This is a genomic window from Pandoraea pnomenusa (genome assembly GCF_040391475.1).
GTDB classification, from domain to species: Bacteria; Pseudomonadota; Gammaproteobacteria; order Burkholderiales; family Burkholderiaceae; genus Pandoraea; species Pandoraea pnomenusa_C.
On the sequence record NZ_JBEBXS010000005.1, the window covers coordinates 17,048 to 34,857 of the forward strand.

The window sequence follows — 17,810 nt, forward strand, 5'->3', positions numbered from 1 at the left end:
GGGTGCGATGTCGACTCAGCGCCCGCGAAAATCAGGGGGCCGCTTCTCGAGGAACGCCGTAACGCCTTCCCGGTGATCGTGCGAGTCCCAATACGAGAACGCCTGCTGCCACTCGGCCTCGGACAGCGGTGGCACCGGCGGCGACAGCCGCGCGATGAGCCATTTGTTCAGTTGTGCGGCGAGCGGTGCGCCGGCGACAAGCCGTCGGGCGCAGGCCTCGCCCGCATCCTCGATCGCTTCGTCGGCGACCACGCGCGTGAGCAATCCCTTCTCGCGGGCTTCCGCCGCACCGAACACCCGCCCTTCCAGCAGGATTTCGAGCGCCGCCGCTCGCCCGGCCAGCGCGAGCACGCCGCGCAACTCACCGGGCGCCATCGGAAAGCCGAGCTTGTTGATGGGCACGCCGAAACGTGCGCCCTCCCCCGCGATGCGCAAATCGCAATGCGTTGCGATCTCCAGCCCACCTCCCACACATACGCCCTCGATCAGGGCGACGCTCGGATGCCGGCAGCGTGCCAGCGCGTCCAGCGTCGGCCCGATGACTTCGCCGTGGTAGCGACGCAGCGTATCGTAGCTGCCGCGCTCGACCGGAAACTCCTCGATGTCCGCCCCGGCGGCGAAGTTGCCCTGCGCGCCACGAATGACAACGGCGCGCACGCGTGCGTCGTCGTCGAGCGCCTGAACGTGCTCACGCAACGCACGCCACATCGCCACCGAAATGGCATTGAGCTTGCCGGGATTCGATAGCGTCAGGGTGACCCATCCTTCGTCGAGCCGACTGTCGTCGCGCAGAACTTCACTCACAGGTGTCTCCGTCATGTCGATGCGCACATCGACCGTTCAAGGGGGCGCTCGCCCCCGGTCTCAAAGCAGGCGCGCCACGGCGCGTCCGAGCGCCGGCTCGCCATCGATGAGGCGTTGCAGATTGGCGTCCAGCTCGTCGGGCTCGTAAAGGTAATTCACCATCATGCCGCACGACTGCTTCGCGCCCTTCTTCGAGAGGTCGGCATGCCAGTTGATCCGCTCCACACTTGCGCCGTTGCCGAGGTGAAACCGTGCGACCGGATCGCGCGGTTGCCCGCGCACGCGCTCGTGCGCCAGATAGTGTGCGGCCAGCGCCTCGCCCAGACTGCGCTGCAGGGCCTGCCCGCCCTTGCGATCCTGCGACGACTGCAGCCACGCGACCATCTGCGCGCCGGAAGGATCTGCCGCCAGGGCAGCGTCCTGCGCGAGCAGCTTCACCCGCTTCGGCCCCAGCACTTGCGCCAGCGCCTGCGCCGTCAACTGCCGGAGCCAGTCGTTGAAGCCGGGAATCGGCGAGAGCGTGGCGAAATTGCGCAGCTTCGGGAAATCCTCATGCAGCTCGTCGATCACGCGCTTGAGCAGGAAATTGCCGAAGCTCACGCCGCGCAGCCCCGGCTGCGTATTCGAAATCGAATAGAAGATCGCCCAGCGAATGCGGCGCAGGTCTTCGAGCGGCGCCTTCTCGTCGAGTAACGAATGCACATCCGCAGCCATGTCCGGCACGAAGGCCACCTCGACGAAAATCAGCGGCTCGCGCGGCATGCGCGGATGGAAGAACGCATAGCAGCGCCGGTCGGAATCGAGCCGGTTGCGCAGGTCGGCCCACGACGAAATCTCGTGCACCGCTTCGTAGCGCATCAGCTTCTCGAGCAGCGACGCCGGCGAATCCCACGTGATCGGATGCAGTTCCAGCAGGCCGACATCGAACCAGGTCGAGAACAGACTGCCGAGATCCTCTTCCAGCGACGCCAGCCCCGGCAATGCGGCGCGATGATCGAGCATGTCGGCGCGCCAGCGCACGAGGAAAGGCAAGCCGTCGGGCAACGCGTTGAAGCGCTTGAGAAAGCGCACGCGATTGCTGCCCAGCGCACCGGCCAGCCCGCTGGCGGCACGCTTCGCACTGGCGCCATCCGCGTCCTTGCCGTCCTTGCCATCCTTCCCCGCTTCCGTATGTCCGTCGCTCGCGCAGATGTCGGCCACGACGGCGAGCAAAGCCAACTGCGCTTCCGGCGGCGCGGCGCTGTAGCGGGTCATGAACTCGCGTGCGGCCTCGTTCGCCGCCGAGTCGGTGAGCCGTGCCGACAAGCACTGCGTCAACTGACGCCGCAGCGCACTTTCCGCTCGCGGCGACAACTTGGCCGCCACGACCTTGCCATCGCCCTTGCCGTCCTTCGGCGCACCGCCCGGGCCGCCCGACTTGCCACCGCGTCCGAACCATTGCCCCAGACGCGCGCCCAGCGAGGGCTTCGGCGACGGCACCGGCGCGCTGACCTCGGTCACGTTCTCGGGCGCATTGCGCCCCGGCGACGACGCCACCGAAGCGGACGGTGACGATCGTTCTTCCGCCATCGACGACACCGAACTCAACGACACGGGCACAGACATTGCGGACATGATCGGCTCATCCTTCATGACATTCCTCTCATTGCGCTTGCGAAACCTTTACCACTACCACCGCATGCGTCATCCCATCAACTGATCCGGCAGCCAGAGCGACAGCCCCGGCATCAGGCAGATGAGCACGACGGCGAGCACCATCAGTATCACGAACGGCAGCACTCCCCAGACGATGTCGCGCAACGCGATGTCGGGTGCCGTATTCTTGATGACGAATATGTTGAGCCCCACGGGCGGATGGATCAACCCCAGCTCCATGACAATCGTCATGACCACGCCGAACCATACGAGATCGAATCCGGCGTCGCGCAACGGAGGCAGGATGATCGGCGCCGTCATGAGAATGATGCTGACCGGCGGCAGAAAGAAACCGAGCACCACGACCATGAGCAGGATCGCCGTGAGCAACACCCAGCGCGACAGGTGCAGCCCCACGATCCACTGGGCCGCCGACTGGCTGATGTGCAGGTAGCTCATCACGTAGGAATAGAGCAGCGACATGCCGATGATGAACATGAGCATGGTCGATTCGCGCAGCGTGCTTGTGAGAATCGGCGCGATCTGCCGCGGCTGCCACATGCGGTAGATCACCGCGATGAGGGCGAGCGCCAGCAAGCCGCCCAGTCCGGCCGTCTCCGAGGGCGTGGCATAGCCGCCGTAAAGTGCCGCCATCACGCCGATCAGCAGGGTGACGAACGGCAGCACGCGTGGCAGCAACGCCAGCTTCTCGCGCATTGTCGTGGGCGGTTCGACCGGGAACGGCGACGGCGTGCCGTCGCGCGCCAGGGCCGCTTGCGCACTCACATACTCCCGACGGTAGCGCCACGCCGCGTAGCACGAGAACAGCCCGACGAGCAGCAACGCGGGCACGATCCCCGCCAGGAACAGGCGTCCCAGCGACTGCTCCGCAGCCACCGCATACAGAATCATCGTGATCGACGGCGGCAGCAAAATGCCCAGCGTGCCGCCGGCCGCGATGATCCCGGCCGCGAACCCCGGCGAATAACCGCGTTGCCGCATCTCCGGAATCCCCGCGCTGCCGATGGCCGAACACGTCGCGGGACTCGATCCCGCCATGGCCGCGAACAGACCGCAGGCGAACACGTTGGCAATGCCCAGCCCGCCGGGAATGCGGCGCATCCACGCGTGCAGCGCGAGATACAGGTCCTGCCCGGCACGCGACTTGCCGATGGCCGCGCCCTTCAGGATAAACAGCGGAATCGACAGCAGCGTAATGCTGGCCATCTCCTCATAGACGTTCTGCGTAATCGTGTCGAGCGACGATGTCGGCATGAAGCCGAACATGAACGCCACCGCGACCGCCCCCAACGCAAACGCGATGGGCATGCCGGAGAACATGACGACGAGCGTGGCGCCGCCATAGAGCAATCCGATACCAAGCTCGCTCATGCGTGGCCTCCACGGCGATCGTTGGAATGCGCGGCGGCCGACACGGCACCGCCCGGCGCTTTACCCAGCTCGCAGGCGCCAATCGCCACCTGCAGCAGGAGTTGTACCGAGAGCAGCGTCATGCCGAACGCCATCAGGCCATAGGGAATCGACAGTGGTGGTCCCCAGGTCGAACTGCTCGTCTGGCCGTCGACGTACGCTTCCCAGAACAGCGTCCACGACTTCCAGGCGAAGAAAGTGCAAAACGCGAAGGTGACGATGTCGACGACCCAGCGCCGCACGCGGTTCACGCGCGGCGAGAGCAACGTCGTGATGGCTTCGATACCGATATGTCCGCGCAGGTGCTGCACGTGCGCAGCGGAGACGAAGGTCGCGCCCACCAGCAGGAACACGGCGGCTTCGTCCTGCCAGTCGGTCGCCAGCTTGAGCACGTGGCGTGCGAACACGCTGTAGCTCAATACCAGCGCGGCGCCAACGAGCGCCAGCATGCACACGATCATGAGCAGACGGCTCACGCCCTGGAGCAAGGCGTCGAGCCGCCGCAGCACGCGCGTGCGCACCACCGCCGGTTCCGTGCTCACGGCAGCCCCGCTCATGCAGGCACCTTCTCGGCAAGCGCGAGCAGTTTCGCGCAGGTGTCCGACTTGCTCGCGTAATCCTTCCACGCGGTACGCCGGGCGATATCGCGCCACTTCATCACCGTGGCCTCGTCGAGGTCATACACCTTCGCACCGGCCTTCGTGTAGACGCTGGCGATCTGCGCATCGTCGGCCTTGGCCGCTTCCGTGCCGAACGACTCCAGCTCTGCGCCCACCTGCAGAATCACCTGCTGCTGGTCCTTCGGCAGCTTGTCGAAGATCTGCTTGGACATGAGCAGCGGCTCGAGCATGAACCAGTACGACTTGTTGCGTCCGGTCGTCAGATGCTTCGAGACCTCCTCGAGACGGAACGACATGAGGCTCGTCGACGACGTCATCGCCGCATCCATCGCGCCCGTCTGCATGGCCGCATAGAGTTCGTTCGACGGCAACGAGATGACGGCGGCGCCGGCCTCCTTGAGCATCATGTCCATCTCGCGGCTGCCGCCACGAACCTTGAGGCCCTTGGCGTCTTCCGGCGCCACGAGCGGCTTGGCGCGGCTCGCGACACCGCCCGCCTGCCACACCCAGCTCACGATCACGATGTTCTTCTCGGCAAGTACGTCGGTGAGTACCTTGCCGATCTCGCCGTTGCGCCATGCCGTGCCCTGCGCGTAGGACGTCACCAGTCCCGGCATCAGGCCGATGTTCAACTCGCGCACCTCGCCGCCCGCATACGGCAGCGGATAGAGCGACAGGTCGAGCGCCCCGCGGCGCAGGGCCGAGAATTGCGCGTTGGTCTTCATGAGCGAGCTGCCCGGGTAGACCTGGAACTTCAGCGCGCCGTTGGTGCGCTTGTCGACTTCCTGCGCAAACTTGCGACACAGCCGGTCGCGGAAGTCGCCTTCCGTGAGGGTGCCGCCGGGGAACTGGTGGGAAATCTTGAGCGGGCCCGACTGCGCAAAGGCATGGCCCCAAGGGCCGGCCAGGCCACCGGTGGCAAGCGCCGACGCGGCGCCGAGCATGAGTTGCCGCCGAAGCGGGGAATGGTTTGTCTCCATGGCGTCTCCTGTCACTTGTGTCAGTGATGAACCAGCGAGGCCAGGTGCTGACATCGCCCGGAGCACGGTGAGACCGACCCCGGGTGCACCACCGGCCCGCCGGCACTGCATGTACGGATGACTGCTTGTTTTTTGATATTTCGAGTGCGCGAGTTGCCGCTCTCGGATTGAAATCGTATAGTCAATCCATCACGGTGTATACAAATCACCGCCACAAAAAATACATTTTCCGCGTATACCCCGATCTTCAAGCGTGAGGTAGCGCGGTACTTTGGCAACCATGCAACCGAGTCCGCCCCACTTCACGGGCGGTGGACCACGACCGAGCGAGTGCGTCATGACCGTAAAACCGAAGCGATCGGAAGCGCTGCGACAGGCCATCGAGGAGAAGATTGCCGTGGGTGAGTACCCGCCCGGCATGCGCCTTGACGAGGTCGAGCTCGCCACCGCATTCGGCGTGTCGCGCACGCCGCTGCGTGAAGCGCTGATTCAACTGGCGTCGTCGGGCGTGATCGAGATCCGGCCGCGCCGGGGGGCGGTCGTCGCGCAGATCGATCCGCAGCGGCTGTGCGAAATGTTCGAAGTGATGGCCGAACTGGAATCGATGTGCGGACGCCTCGCCGCACGCCGCATCACCGACGAGGAACTGGTGGCGCTGCGCGAGACGCACGAGGCCAGCCGTGCGGCGGCCGAGGCGCGCGACATCGACACGTACTACGAGGTGAATGCGCATTTCCATGCGCTGATCTATCAGGCGAGCCACAACGCCTATCTGCAAGAGACCGCGCTGCAATTGCACCGGCGCCTGCGCGTGTACCGTCGCCTGCAACTACGGGTGCGCGACCGGCCGCATCAGTCGTTCTCCGAGCATGACGCCGTCTTCCGCGCGATCGAAGCGGGCGATGCCGACGCGGCGTCGGAACACTTGCGCGGGCACGTCACGGTGCAGGGCGAGCGCTTTGCCGATCTGATGGCGTCGCTGCGGGCGCTCGAACGTAAGGCGGGCTAGCTAACCAGCGGGCGGGATAAAACGCAAAGGGCCGCCGGAGAAACCTCCGGCGGCCCTTTGCATTGATGCGATGTCCTGACGCCTTACGCGTGCGACGTCACCGGACGGCGGCGATACGACCACACCAGCATGATCACGCCCGCCACGATCATCGGCAGCGAGAGCCACTGTCCCATCGACAGGCCGAACGAGAGCAGACCAAGGAACGCGTCCGGCTCACGCGTGAACTCCGCGAGAAAACGGAAAGTGCCGTAGCCCACCAGGAACATGCCGGACACGGCGCCCACCGGACGCGCCCGGCGCGCGAAGATCCACAGCAGCAGGAACAGCGCCACGCCCTCGAGTGCGAATTCGAACAGTTGCGACGGGAAACGCGGCAGGCCATGGAACTGCGCAAAGACCATCGCCATCGCATGATCGGCCATCGACTGCGGATGCGCGAGGACCCACTGCGCGTCTTCGGCGGCTGCCTGCGGGAACAGCATCGCGAAGCGCGAATCGGGCGATGTCACGCGCCCCCACAGTTCGCCGTTGATGAAGTTGCCCAGACGTCCGGCGGCGAGGCCCAGCGGAATCATCGGCGCGATCAGGTCGGTGCCTTCGAGCAGCGAGTGCCCGCGACGTCGCGTGAACAGCCACATGGCGACGAGCACACCGAGGAAGCCGCCGTGGAACGACATGCCGCCTTCCCACACCTTGAAGATGTCGAGCGGATTCGCCAGGTAGAACGACAGCTTGTAGAAGATCACATAGCCCAGGCGGCCGCCGAGAATCACGCCGAGCACGCCGTAGAACAGCATGTCGTCGAGATCCTGTCCCTTCCAGCCTTGCGCGGCAATGGCGCGCTGACGAATACGAAGCCGGCCCACGAGCAGGAAGAGAATGAAGCCGACCAGATACATCAGGCCGTACCAGCGGATGGCGAGCGGGCCGAGATGAATCGCGACCGGGTCGAATTGAGGATGAATCAGCATGGATCAGAAGAATCGATTCGTGAACAAAAGTTCCGCCAGAAGACGAACGTGCGGCGCCGCCGCAAGCGGCGGCAATGCTGCCCGCGCCGACTTACGCACCAAGCGTGCACGCGTTGGGCTGCACAATACCACGCACGACCTCATGTCCCAATGCCCCAATGTCCCAATGTCCGCCCGGCGGTGCCCCCGACGATGCACCGCCGCCGCGGTCGTCAGGTGTCGAGCGTCGCGCCAGGCGGTGTCTGCGCGACGGCGCGCGCGGTCTCCAGGAAGCCTTCGAGTACTGGCGTGACTTCCGCAGTCCGCCAGAGCAAGCCCGTCTCGATGAGCGTGCTCGACTCGCGCAACGCCCGATAGGTCACGCCCGTGCGTCGCAAGTGGCACAGCGACTGCGGCACGAGCGCCACGCCCATGCCCGCCGACACCAGGCTCACGATGGTCTGCATCTGGATTGCTTCCTGTCCCACGCGCGGCGTGAGCCCCAGCGCGGCGTAGCACCCCATGATGATGTCGTAGAACGCGGGCGCCACCCGACGCGGGAAGATCACGAGCGGCGCGTCGGCGTAGTCGGCCAGACTGACCGGTGCGTGCGGCAACCCGACGGCCCCGTCGGCCGCTTCGTCAACTTCTTCCGCTTCGGCCGCCCCCGCCCCCGCCGCCGGCAAGGCCAGCATCAACGGTTCGCGCACGATCGGCAGATACGACAGTTCGTTGGCATAGCGCGCGGGCACCGGCGGAATGAACAGGCCCGCGTCGATGCGGCCGTCCATGAGCGCCTCGACCTGCACGTCGCTCGTCGCTTCGAGCAGTTGCAGGCGCACGCGCGGATACCGTTCGCCGAACTCGCGCAGCAGCGGCGGCAGAATGCCGTAGTCGGCCGTGGAAACGAAGCCCAGCGACAGCGTGCCCACTTCGCCATGCGCCAACCCCTGCGCCAGCGCGGGCAGCGCATCGGCGTCGGCCAGAATGCGGCGCACCTCCGGCAACAACTGGCGCCCGACCGCCGTAAGCTCGACCGACCGGTTCGTGCGCACGAAAAGCGGTGCGCCGAGCGATGCCTCCAACGCCCGGATCTGCTGCGACAGCGGCGGTTGCGTCATCGAGAGCCGCTGGGCGGCACGCCCGAAATGTCGCTCTTCGGCCACGGCCACGAAGTATCGGAACTGACGTAAGTCCATGATATGTTTTTCGACTCAATCCGAGTCAAATAATATATTTGACAAGCATCCAAGGAAAGACGAATCTTGACGTCCTCCCTATAAGACAAGCTTCACGGAAGACGACCATGCCTGAATACCGTTCCCGCACCTCCACCCACGGCCGCAACATGGCCGGCGCCCGTGCCCTGTGGCGCGCCACCGGCATGAAAGACGGCGACTTCGGCAAGCCGATCATCGCCGTGGTGAACTCCTTCACGCAGTTCGTGCCGGGCCACGTGCACCTGCGCGATCTGGGCGCCATCGTCGCCAAGGAAATCGAGGCTGCCGGCGGTGTGGCCAAGGAATTCAACACCATCGCCGTGGACGACGGTATCGCCATGGGTCACGGCGGCATGCTGTACTCGCTGCCGTCGCGCGAACTGATCGCCGACTCCGTCGAGTACATGGTCAACGCGCACTGTGCCGACGCGATGGTCTGCATCTCCAACTGCGACAAGATCACCCCGGGCATGCTCATGGCCGCCATGCGCCTGAACATTCCGGTCGTGTTCGTCTCGGGCGGTCCGATGGAAGCGGGCAAGGTCAAGTCGGGCGACGGTCAGGTCATCGCCAAGATCGACCTGATCGACGCCATGATCAAGGCCGCCGATCCGAAGATCAGCGACGCCGAAGTCGCCGAAGTCGAGCGCAGCGCCTGCCCGACGTGCGGTTCGTGCTCGGGCATGTTCACCGCCAACTCGATGAACTGCCTGACCGAAGCCATCGGTCTCGCCCTGCCGGGCAATGGCACCATCGTGGCCACGCACGCCTGGCGTCGCGGGCTGTTCGAGCAAGCCGGCCGCCTCGTGGTCGACCTGTGCCGCCGCTACTACCAGGAAGACGACGCCTCGGTGCTGCCGCGCAACATCGCCACCAAGGCCGCGTTCGAAAACGCCATGACGCTCGACGTCGCCATGGGCGGCTCGACCAACACCGTGCTGCACCTGCTGGCCGCCGCACAGGAAGCCGGCGTCGACTTCAAGATGGCGGACATCGACCGCATCTCGCGTAACGTGCCGTGCCTGTGCAAGGCCGCACCGGCGACCGACAAGTACCACATCGAAGACGTGCACCGCGCAGGCGGCATCATCGGCATTCTGGCCGAACTCGCGCGCGGCGGTCTGCTCGACACCTCGTGCGGCAACGTGCACAGCGGCTCGCTGGGTAACGCCATCGAGGCATGGGACGTGAAGAACAGCGCCAACGACAAGGCGCAAACCTTCTACAGCGCCGCCCCGGGGGGTGTGCCCACGACCATCGCCTTCAGCCAGTCGTCGACCTATCCGTCGCTCGACGTGAACCGCGAAACCGGTTGCATCCGCGACAAGGAACACGCCTACACGAAGGACGGCGGTCTGGCCGTGCTGTACGGCAACCTCGCCGAGAAGGGTTGTATCGTGAAGACGGCCGGTGTCGACGAATCGCAATGGGTGTTCACGGGCCGCGCGCGCGTGTACGAAAGCCAGGACGACGCCGTCGAGGGCATTCTGGGCGACCAGGTCCAGCCGGGCGACGTGGTCGTGATTCGCTACGAAGGTCCGAAGGGCGGCCCGGGCATGCAGGAAATGCTCTACCCCACGTCGTACCTGAAGTCGAAGGGCCTGGGCAAGACCTGCGCCCTGTTCACGGATGGCCGCTTCTCGGGCGGTTCGTCGGGTCTGGTGATCGGCCACGCGTCGCCCGAAGCGGCTGAGGGCGGCACCATCGGTCTGGTGGAAGACGGAGACGTGATCGAAATCGACATCACGCAACGCAAGATGCATCTGGCCGTGTCCGACGACGAGCTGGCGCGCCGTCGCGCCGCCATGGAAGCCCGTGGCGATCAGGCATGGCAGCCGGTGAACCGCGAGCGAGTTGTCTCGCAGGCGCTGCAAGCCTACGCCGCACTGGCCACCTCGGCCGACCGCGGCGCCGTGCGCGACCTGTCGCAGCTCAAGCTCGGCAAACGCGGGTAATACCGGCAACGTAGCGATCGGTTGAAACGGGCGCAGCGGCAAGCCTGGCGCGAGCCGCCGCGCCCGTGCAGTACGGCAGCACAGCGGGCGGCGCTTCGCGTCATGGAAGCCACCGCCATCGCAACAGCGTGATACAACAACGCCTATGTGCGACGCTGCGACAGCCCGTGGCGTGGCGCATCCCCACAGGAGAGAGACGTCATGGCATTCAACCGTCGTTCGCGAAACGTCACGCAAGGCGTGGCGCGCTCGCCCAACCGCTCGATGTACTACGCGCTGGGCTACAAGGAAGAAGACTTCGACAATCCGATGATCGGCGTGGCCAACGGCCATTCGACGATCACCCCGTGCAACGCGGGGTTGCAACGGCTGACAGACGCCGCCGTCGACGCCATCCGGTCGCATCAGGCCAATCCCCAGACTTTCGGTACCCCGACCATCTCCGACGGCATGTCGATGGGCACGGAGGGCATGAAGTATTCGCTCGTCTCGCGCGAAGTCATCGCCGACTGCATCGAAACGGCCGTGCAAGGCCAATGGATGGACGGCGTGGTCGTGATCGGCGGCTGCGACAAGAACATGCCCGGCGGCATGATTGCGCTGGCGCGCATCAACGTGCCGGGCATCTACGTGTATGGCGGCACGATCAAGCCGGGCAACTGGAAGGGCAAGGATCTCACCATCGTGTCGTCGTTCGAGGCCGTGGGGGAATTCACCGCCGGGCGCATGACCGAGGCCGACTTCAAGGGCATCGAAAAGAACGCCTGCCCGTCGACCGGCTCGTGCGGCGGCATGTACACCGCCAACACGATGAGCTCGTCGTTCGAGGCGCTGGGCATGTCGCTGCTGTACTCGTCGACGATGGCCAACCCCGATCAGGAAAAAGTCGACTCCGCCGCCGAGTCCGCACGCGTGCTCGTCGAGGCCGTCAAGAAAGATCTCAAGCCGCGCGACATCATCACGCGCCAATCGATCGAGAACGCCGTGGCGCTCATCATGGCGACCGGTGGCTCGACCAATGCCGTGCTGCACTACCTGGCCATCGCCCACGCGGCGGACGTCGAGTGGACCATCGAGGACTTCGAGCGCATTCGTGCCCGCGTGCCGGTCATCTGCGACCTGAAACCTTCGGGCAAGTACGTGGCGACCGATCTGCACAAGGCCGGCGGCATTCCGCAAGTGCTCAAGATCCTGCTCGACGCCGGACTCGTGCACGGCGACTGCATGACCATCACCGGGCGCACCCTCGCCGAAGAACTGAAGGACGTACCTTCGGTGCCGCGTGCCGATCAGCACGTGATCTACCCGATCGATCAGGCGCTGTACAAGCAAGGCCATCTCGCCATTCTCAAGGGCAATCTGGCTGTAGACGGCGCCGTCGCCAAGATCACCGGCCTGAAGAACCCGGTCATCACCGGGCCGGCCCGGGTGTTCGACGACGAACAGAGTGCAATGGACGCGATCCTCGCCGACAAGATCCAGGCCGGCGATATCCTCGTGCTGCGCTATCTCGGGCCGAAGGGCGGACCGGGCATGCCGGAAATGCTCGCACCGACGTCGGCGATCATTGGCAAGGGGCTCGGCGAGTCGGTCGGCTTCATCACCGACGGCCGTTTCTCGGGCGGTACGTGGGGCATGGTCGTCGGACACGTGGCGCCGGAGGCGTTCGTGGGCGGCACCATCGCACTGGTCCGGGAGGGCGACTCCATCACCATCGACGCCCACAAGCTGCTGCTGCAACTGAACGTGGCCGACGACGAGCTCGCACGGCGTCGAGCGGCCTGGCAGGCGCCTGCGCCACGCTACACGCGAGGCGTGCTGGCCAAGTACGCCGCGCTGGCGCAACCGGCCAACAAGGGCGGCTCGACCGGCTGATCCGGCGGTTCGGCCGTTCACCGCATGACGACGGCCTCGCGATGGCCGTCGGAAGGCACGTCACGCGTACGGCGCAGACGTGCCGTTTTTTTGCCGGGCGGACCGTCATCCGACAAATGCTATATTGCTGCCAGCCCTATCGAGGCTGGCCGACCGTTCGCTCACCGACGTCGCCAGCCATTTCCGGATCTTCGAATCGAATGAAAACCATGACCGGTATAGGCGCGGGGATGATGATGGGTGTCTGGCTGATGGCCGCGGCAAGCGCGGTAACGGCCCAGACGAGTCCGCAACCCGCTGCCGATGCAAAGGACGCACAGGACACGCTCGACGCCCGTGCAATGGAAGCGCTTGCCCGCTCGCGTAACTGCATGACGTGTCACGCTACCAACCGGACGCTGCTGGCCCCCTCCTACCGCGACATCGCCAGGCGTTACGCGGGGCAACCCGACGCCGCCGAGGTGCTCACGCACACGATTGCCGACGGCAGCCGGGGAAAATGGGGCAGCATTCCGATGCCCGCCAGCCCGCAACTCGCCCCGGGCGAGGCGAGCCGTCTGGCGCACTGGATTCTGGGCGTCACGCGCTAAGCGTCGGTCCGGCACCGGCACGGTGCTTCCAAAACCTGTCGGATGGGAGAGCGCGCGCGATCGGGACGCGATCCGCGCCTCGATCGTCCTGCCGGGTCACCCCTGCGAGCGAACCTGCTTCGCGACTTCTTCAATGACGGCCTGCCGTATCCGGTCAGGCAATTGCGCCTGCAAGGCGTCGGCGACCTGCTTGCCGATCAGTTGCACGAGCCACGACGTCTGATCGATCAGCGCGTCGTGGCAGCGGCGCTCGACCATCGTCGTGATTTCATCGGCCAGTTGCAATGTGAGCCGCGCGCTGACGCGCTCGGCAAAGACCGCGACATCGGCGGGCACCCCCTGCTCCGCAACCGGTGCCGGCGCTGCCTGAGGTGGCGACGCAACCTCGCCGGGCGCGAGCACTTCGGTCAGCGTGGGAATGCCGGGATCGGTGCGCTCGGGCTCGTTCGTCACGGTCAGCCTCTCTGGTCGTAGTTATTCAGGGTGTAGCCGCGATCTCGATAGAAGCGGTACCGCTCACGGGCCCCCGACAGGTCGTCCGGGGTGTCGCCGATGATTTCGACCACGCGCTCGAAACGCGCGAAGTGCGTGGGCACGCTGCCCGCGAGATTGAGCAGCACCTGATGATGCGCCGCCTCCTCGTCGGGGGCGGCGAGCACCACAGGTGTTTGCGCGGCGAGCGGGTCGCCGGTGAAGCAATGCGGCACGAACTCCAGCGGCGAGAAGGTCCACAGGGTCTGATCGAATGCCCGCAGCACGTCGGGTTCGCCAACGACCACGAGCGTCTGCCCCGCCCCGTAGACCTTGCGCGCGAACCGGCACGCGTATTCGACCCGGTTCGCCACATGCGTGTGAAAGTCGACGCGGGTCACCGGGCTTCGCGATCGATCAGGAACTGCGTGAGCAGCGGCACCGGACGGCCCGTTGCGCCCTTGGCGGCACCGCTCTTCCATGCCGTACCGGCGATGTCCAGGTGGGCCCACTCATACTTCTCGGTGAAGCGCGCCAGGAAGCAGGCTGCCGTCACGCTGCCCGCCGGACGCCCGCCGATGTTTGCCACGTCGGCAAAGTTCGACTTGAGCTGCTCCTGGTACTCGTCTTCGACCGGCAGACGCCACGCCGTGTCGCCCGTGGTACGGCCGGCGGCGAGCAGTTCGTCGGCCAGCGTGTCGCTCTTCGAGAACAGTCCCGAATTCACGTGACCTAGCGCGATGATGCAGGCCCCGGTGAGCGTGGCGACGTCGATCACCGCTGCCGGCTTGAAGCGCTCGGCATAGGTCAGGGCGTCGCACAGGATCAGACGGCCTTCGGCGTCGGTATTGAGCACTTCGATGGTCTGGCCGGACATGCTGGTGACCACGTCGCCCGGCTTGGTCGCCTGACCGCTGGGCATGTTTTCCGTGGCCGGCACGATGGCGACGACATTGAGCTTGAGTCCCATCTCGGCCACGGCGCGGATCGTGCCGAGCACGGACCCCGCGCCACACATGTCGTACTTCATTTCGTCCATGCCCTCGCCCGGCTTGAGCGAGATGCCGCCCGTGTCGAACGTCACGCCCTTGCCCACCAGCACTATCGGCGCCTGCTTGGCGCTGCCGCCGTCGTACTTGAGCACGATGAACTGCGGCGGTTGCACCGAGCCACGCGCGACCGACAGGAACGACCCCATCTTGAGCGCCTCGATCTGCTTCGGTCCGAGGATCTCGGCCTTGAGCTTGAATTCGCGGGCGAGCTTGCGGGCGGTGTCGGCGAGATAGGTCGGCGTGCAGACGTTGCCCGGCAGGTTGCCGAGGTCCTTCGTCAGCGTCATGCCGTTGGCGATCGCGTCGCCGTGCTTGGCGGCAAGCTTGGCCGCCTTCAGTTCGTCGGGCGAGACGGCGAAGATGACCTTGCGCAGCACCGTGTTCGACGGTTCTGCCTTGCTCTTCATCTGGGTAAAGCGGTAGGTGGCGTCGCGCAGTGCGAGCACCGAGGCGCGCACGGCCCAGGCGGTGTCGCGATTGGCGACCTTGGTCTGTGCCAGCGTCCAGAGTGCGTCGGACGCGCGCGAGGCGAGCACCGCGCGCACGGCGGCGCGGGTGGCGTCGTTGAACCCTTTCTGGGAGAGCTGGTCTTCACGACCGAGGCCGACGAACAGCACACGTGCCGGGCTCCAGCCGGCGACTTCGTGCAGCATCAGCGTGCTGCCGAGCTTGCCGTCGAGTTCGCCACGCTTGACCATGCGGGTGAGCAGTCCCTTGCTCGCGGCGTCGAGCGCCTTGGCGAGCCCCGCAAGCGGCTGCTGCTCGAACACGCCGACCACCAGACACTCCGTCTTTGCGTTGGCCAGGTCGGCCTGACCTGCCTTGGTCGAATCGAAGGCTTTTGTGCTAAAGTCCATCGCGCTTTCCTCGGGTAAAATTCGTACGAGCCGCAATTATCCGCTTTTTTCCCCGCTCGCCCAACCGCGAGAGCACCCCTATCGCCATCACATGATTTTTCAGCGTTCCCTGCAGCGCGAGCTGAACTACACCGCCGGGGCCGTCTTCATGGTGCTGATCACCGTCATGCTCACCACCATGATGATCCGCATCCTGGGCTTCGCCGCGTCGGGGAAAGCCGACCCGCGCGATGTCCTCGTGCTCATCGGCCTGGCCGTGATCGGCTACCTGGCGGTCATTCTGATCGTGACGTTGTTCGTCTCGATCCTGTTCGTCCTCACCCGTTGGTATCGCGACTCGGAAATGGTCGTGTGGTTTGCCTCGGGACTCTCGATCACCGACTTCATCAAGCCGGTGTTGCGCTTTGCCGCGCCGTACCTGGCCGTGATCGCGTTCTGCGCGCTCGTGGCATGGCCGTGGGCGAACCAGAAGATATCCGCGCTCGAAGCCCGCTTCGCCCAGCGCGACGACGTCTCCATGATCTCGCCGGGCCAGTTCCGCGAAAGCGCCGCCAGCCACCGGGTGTTCTTCGTCGAGACGGTCTCGCCCGACGCGACCCGGGTGCATAACGTCTTCGTCTCGGGCACCGAGGCCGGCAAGGTGAACGTGGTCGTCTCGAAGGACGGTCATATCGAAACGGCCAAGGACGGCAACCGCTACATCGTGCTGGAGAACGGCCGCCGCTACGACGGCATTCCCGGCCAGCCCGATTACCGCGTGATGGAGTTCGAGCGCTACGGCGTGAAGATCGACAACCCGGCCGCCGCCGAGACCGACAACACCCCGACCAAGGGGGTGCCGACCGCCCGCCTGTTCCGCGAGATCCAGAATCCGATCTTCCGCGGTGAGATTGTCTGGCGCATCGGCCTGCCGCTGCTCGCGCTTTCACTGGTGCTGCTGGCCGTGCCGCTCGCCTATCAGAACCCACGCCACGGTCGCACCATCAACCTGGTCATGGCCGTGCTGATCTATCTGGGCTATACCAACCTGCTGAGTCTGTCGCAGGCGTATGTCGCCCAGGAACGTCTGCCGCTCGCCATCGGCGTGTGGCTGCTGCATGCCCTGGCGCTGTGCGTGATCGTGCTGCTTTACGTGCGCCGCGTGCGCTTCCGTGGCCTGTTCGGGCGCCGCAAGAACGGCACCGGTGGCACGCGTGCATCGGGAGGGGCTCGCTGATGCGCGTCTACGAGAAATACTTTGCGCGCCAGATCTACCTGGCGTTCCTGTTCGTGCTGCTGGCCTTCGTCGGCCTGTTCGTCTTTTTCGACCTCGTGAGCGAACTGGGCGATGTCGGCCGCGGCGGCTATCGCTTCCAGCATGCGCTGGCCTATGTGCTGCTGTTCGCACCGCAGCGCATGTACGAAATCATTCCGGTCGCCTCGCTTATCGCCGCCATTTATGTGTGCGCACAACTGGCGGGGAACTCGGAATTCACGATTTTCCGCGTCTCGGGACTCTCGACCGGCCAGGCACTGCGCTCGCTGCTGAAGATCGGTTTTCCGATCGTGCTGATCACGTTCGTCATCGGCGAGTATGTCGCGCCGAACGCCGAACAGCTCGCACAGAAGGTTCGTCTGGAAGCGTTGGGCAGTTCCGTGTCGGCGGGATTCCGCTCGGGTGTCTGGGTCAAGGACACCGTCGATCTGAACGGCTCGCGCGTGACCCGCTTCATCAATGTGGGCACGCTCAACCCGGACAACACGATTGCGGATGTCCATATCTACGAGTTCGACGACAAGCTGCGCCTGAACAGCGTGCGTCTGGCCAAGCAGGGGCAGTTCGACGCGCCGAACTACTGGAAGCTGACGAATGTCTCCGAGACCGTATTCAGCGCCACGGACGATGCAACGACCAACACCGACCCGCTGCGTGCGCTCGTGCAGAGCAAGCAGGTGCACATCGACACGGTGCAGATGCGCTCGGAGCTTACGCCGCAGATCCTGTCGGTGCTGATGGTCTCGCCGGACAACATGGCCATCGGCAGCCTGTATCGCTACATCGGTCACTTGCGTGAGAACCAGCAAAACACCGATCGCTACACCCTCGCGCTGTGGCAGAAGCTGCTGTACCCGTTCGCCGTGTTCGTGATGATGGCACTGGCGCTGCCGTTCGCCTATCTGCATGCCCGTGCGGGCGCGATCGGCCTGAAGGTGTTCGGCGGCATCATGCTCGGCATGAGCTTCCAGTTGCTGAACAACCTGTTCTCGCATCTGGGCATGCTCAATACGTGGCCCTCATGGTTCACCGCCGCGCTGCCATCGTTGCTCTATCTGGTGCTCGCCATCGGGGCGCTGCGCTGGGTGGACAAGCACTGACCG

The 17,810-nt window shown here is 65.3% G+C and carries 16 protein-coding genes; 6 read left to right on the forward strand and 10 right to left on the reverse strand.

Translation table 11 applies throughout. From position 1 onward, the window contains the following. Positions 1-15 precede the first annotated feature (15 nt). The 5 genes from ABWO90_RS07195 to dctP form a co-directional block, all read right to left on the reverse strand. The gene (locus tag ABWO90_RS07195) at positions 16-819 is read right to left on the reverse strand and encodes an enoyl-CoA hydratase/isomerase family protein (protein ID WP_353190526.1); all 804 of its coding nucleotides are present in this window, start codon (positions 817-819) and stop codon (positions 16-18) included. A gap of 45 nt (positions 820-864) precedes the next feature. Then, positions 865-2,418 (reverse strand): malonyl-CoA decarboxylase domain-containing protein, encoded by a 1,554-nt coding sequence (locus ABWO90_RS07200; protein ID WP_353190527.1) that lies wholly within the window; start codon positions 2,416-2,418, stop codon positions 865-867. 69 nt (positions 2,419-2,487) lie between these two features. After that, on the reverse strand, positions 2,488-3,831 hold the full coding sequence (locus ABWO90_RS07205) for a TRAP transporter large permease (protein WP_353190528.1): 1,344 nt from the start codon (positions 3,829-3,831) through the stop codon (positions 2,488-2,490). Further along, on the reverse strand, positions 3,828-4,427 hold the full coding sequence (locus ABWO90_RS07210; RefSeq protein ID WP_353190529.1) for a TRAP transporter small permease: 600 nt from the start codon (positions 4,425-4,427) through the stop codon (positions 3,828-3,830). Before ABWO90_RS07210 ends, ABWO90_RS07205 begins: the two co-directional genes overlap by 4 nt. Continuing rightward, positions 4,424-5,470 carry a TRAP transporter substrate-binding protein DctP gene (dctP, locus tag ABWO90_RS07215; RefSeq protein WP_502922563.1) on the reverse strand — a complete coding sequence of 349 codons (1,047 nt, stop codon included), beginning with the start codon at positions 5,468-5,470 and terminating at the stop codon, positions 4,424-4,426. The genes ABWO90_RS07210 and dctP overlap by 4 nt, the downstream gene beginning before the upstream one ends. A 337-nt stretch (positions 5,471-5,807) precedes the next feature. Here dctP and ABWO90_RS07220 point away from each other — a divergent pair, with 337 nt between their 5' ends. Then, a complete protein-coding gene (locus tag ABWO90_RS07220) occupies positions 5,808-6,479 on the forward strand; it encodes a GntR family transcriptional regulator (protein ID WP_353190530.1) in 672 nt (223 codons plus the stop codon). Positions 6,480-6,562: 83 nt separating this feature from the next. Here ABWO90_RS07220 and lgt read toward each other — a convergent pair whose 3' ends face one another. Together lgt and ABWO90_RS07230 are read right to left on the reverse strand one after the other, a co-directional pair. Next, positions 6,563-7,453 (reverse strand): prolipoprotein diacylglyceryl transferase, encoded by an 891-nt coding sequence (gene lgt / locus ABWO90_RS07225; RefSeq protein WP_353190531.1) that lies wholly within the window; start codon positions 7,451-7,453, stop codon positions 6,563-6,565. A gap of 212 nt (positions 7,454-7,665) precedes the next feature. Beyond that, positions 7,666-8,631 (reverse strand): LysR substrate-binding domain-containing protein, encoded by a 966-nt coding sequence (locus ABWO90_RS07230; protein ID WP_353190532.1) that lies wholly within the window; start codon positions 8,629-8,631, stop codon positions 7,666-7,668. Between the two features lie 107 nt (positions 8,632-8,738). Between ABWO90_RS07230 and ilvD (ABWO90_RS07235) the strand changes: the two genes are divergently transcribed. The 3 genes from ilvD (ABWO90_RS07235) to ABWO90_RS07245 all read left to right on the forward strand — a co-directional run bounded on the left by ilvD (ABWO90_RS07235) (position 8,739) and on the right by ABWO90_RS07245 (position 13,072). Beyond that, positions 8,739-10,607 (forward strand): dihydroxy-acid dehydratase, encoded by a 1,869-nt coding sequence (gene ilvD / locus ABWO90_RS07235; protein WP_353190533.1) that lies wholly within the window; start codon positions 8,739-8,741, stop codon positions 10,605-10,607. Between the two features lie 201 nt (positions 10,608-10,808). Then, positions 10,809-12,482: a dihydroxy-acid dehydratase gene (ilvD, locus tag ABWO90_RS07240; protein ID WP_353190534.1), complete on the forward strand. Its 1,674-nt coding sequence runs from the start codon at positions 10,809-10,811 to the stop codon at positions 12,480-12,482. 200 nt (positions 12,483-12,682) lie between these two features. After that, positions 12,683-13,072 (forward strand): c-type cytochrome, encoded by a 390-nt coding sequence (locus ABWO90_RS07245; protein ID WP_353190535.1) that lies wholly within the window; start codon positions 12,683-12,685, stop codon positions 13,070-13,072. 96 nt (positions 13,073-13,168) lie between these two features. Here ABWO90_RS07245 and ABWO90_RS07250 read toward each other — a convergent pair whose 3' ends face one another. Genes ABWO90_RS07250 through ABWO90_RS07260 form a run of 3 tightly spaced genes read right to left on the reverse strand, consistent with a single transcriptional unit; the run spans position 13,169 to position 15,452 of the window. Then, on the reverse strand, positions 13,169-13,525 hold the full coding sequence (locus tag ABWO90_RS07250; RefSeq protein WP_353190536.1) for a DUF2486 family protein: 357 nt from the start codon (positions 13,523-13,525) through the stop codon (positions 13,169-13,171). A 2-nt stretch (positions 13,526-13,527) separates the two neighbouring features. Next, positions 13,528-13,944 carry a DNA polymerase III subunit chi gene (locus ABWO90_RS07255; protein ID WP_353190537.1) on the reverse strand — a complete coding sequence of 139 codons (417 nt, stop codon included), beginning with the start codon at positions 13,942-13,944 and terminating at the stop codon, positions 13,528-13,530. Then, entirely contained in the window at positions 13,941-15,452 is a 1,512-nt protein-coding gene (locus ABWO90_RS07260) for a leucyl aminopeptidase (protein ID WP_353190538.1), read from the reverse strand. Before ABWO90_RS07260 ends, ABWO90_RS07255 begins: the two co-directional genes overlap by 4 nt. A gap of 91 nt (positions 15,453-15,543) precedes the next feature. Here ABWO90_RS07260 and lptF point away from each other — a divergent pair, with 91 nt between their 5' ends. Together lptF and lptG are read left to right on the forward strand one after the other, a co-directional pair. Beyond that, a complete protein-coding gene (lptF, locus tag ABWO90_RS07265; RefSeq protein ID WP_353190539.1) occupies positions 15,544-16,668 on the forward strand; it encodes an LPS export ABC transporter permease LptF in 1,125 nt (374 codons plus the stop codon). Then, positions 16,668-17,807, forward strand: coding sequence for an LPS export ABC transporter permease LptG (gene lptG / locus ABWO90_RS07270; RefSeq protein WP_353190540.1), 1,140 nt, complete (start codon positions 16,668-16,670; stop codon positions 17,805-17,807). The genes lptF and lptG overlap by 1 nt, the downstream gene beginning before the upstream one ends. Positions 17,808-17,810 lie beyond the last annotated feature (3 nt).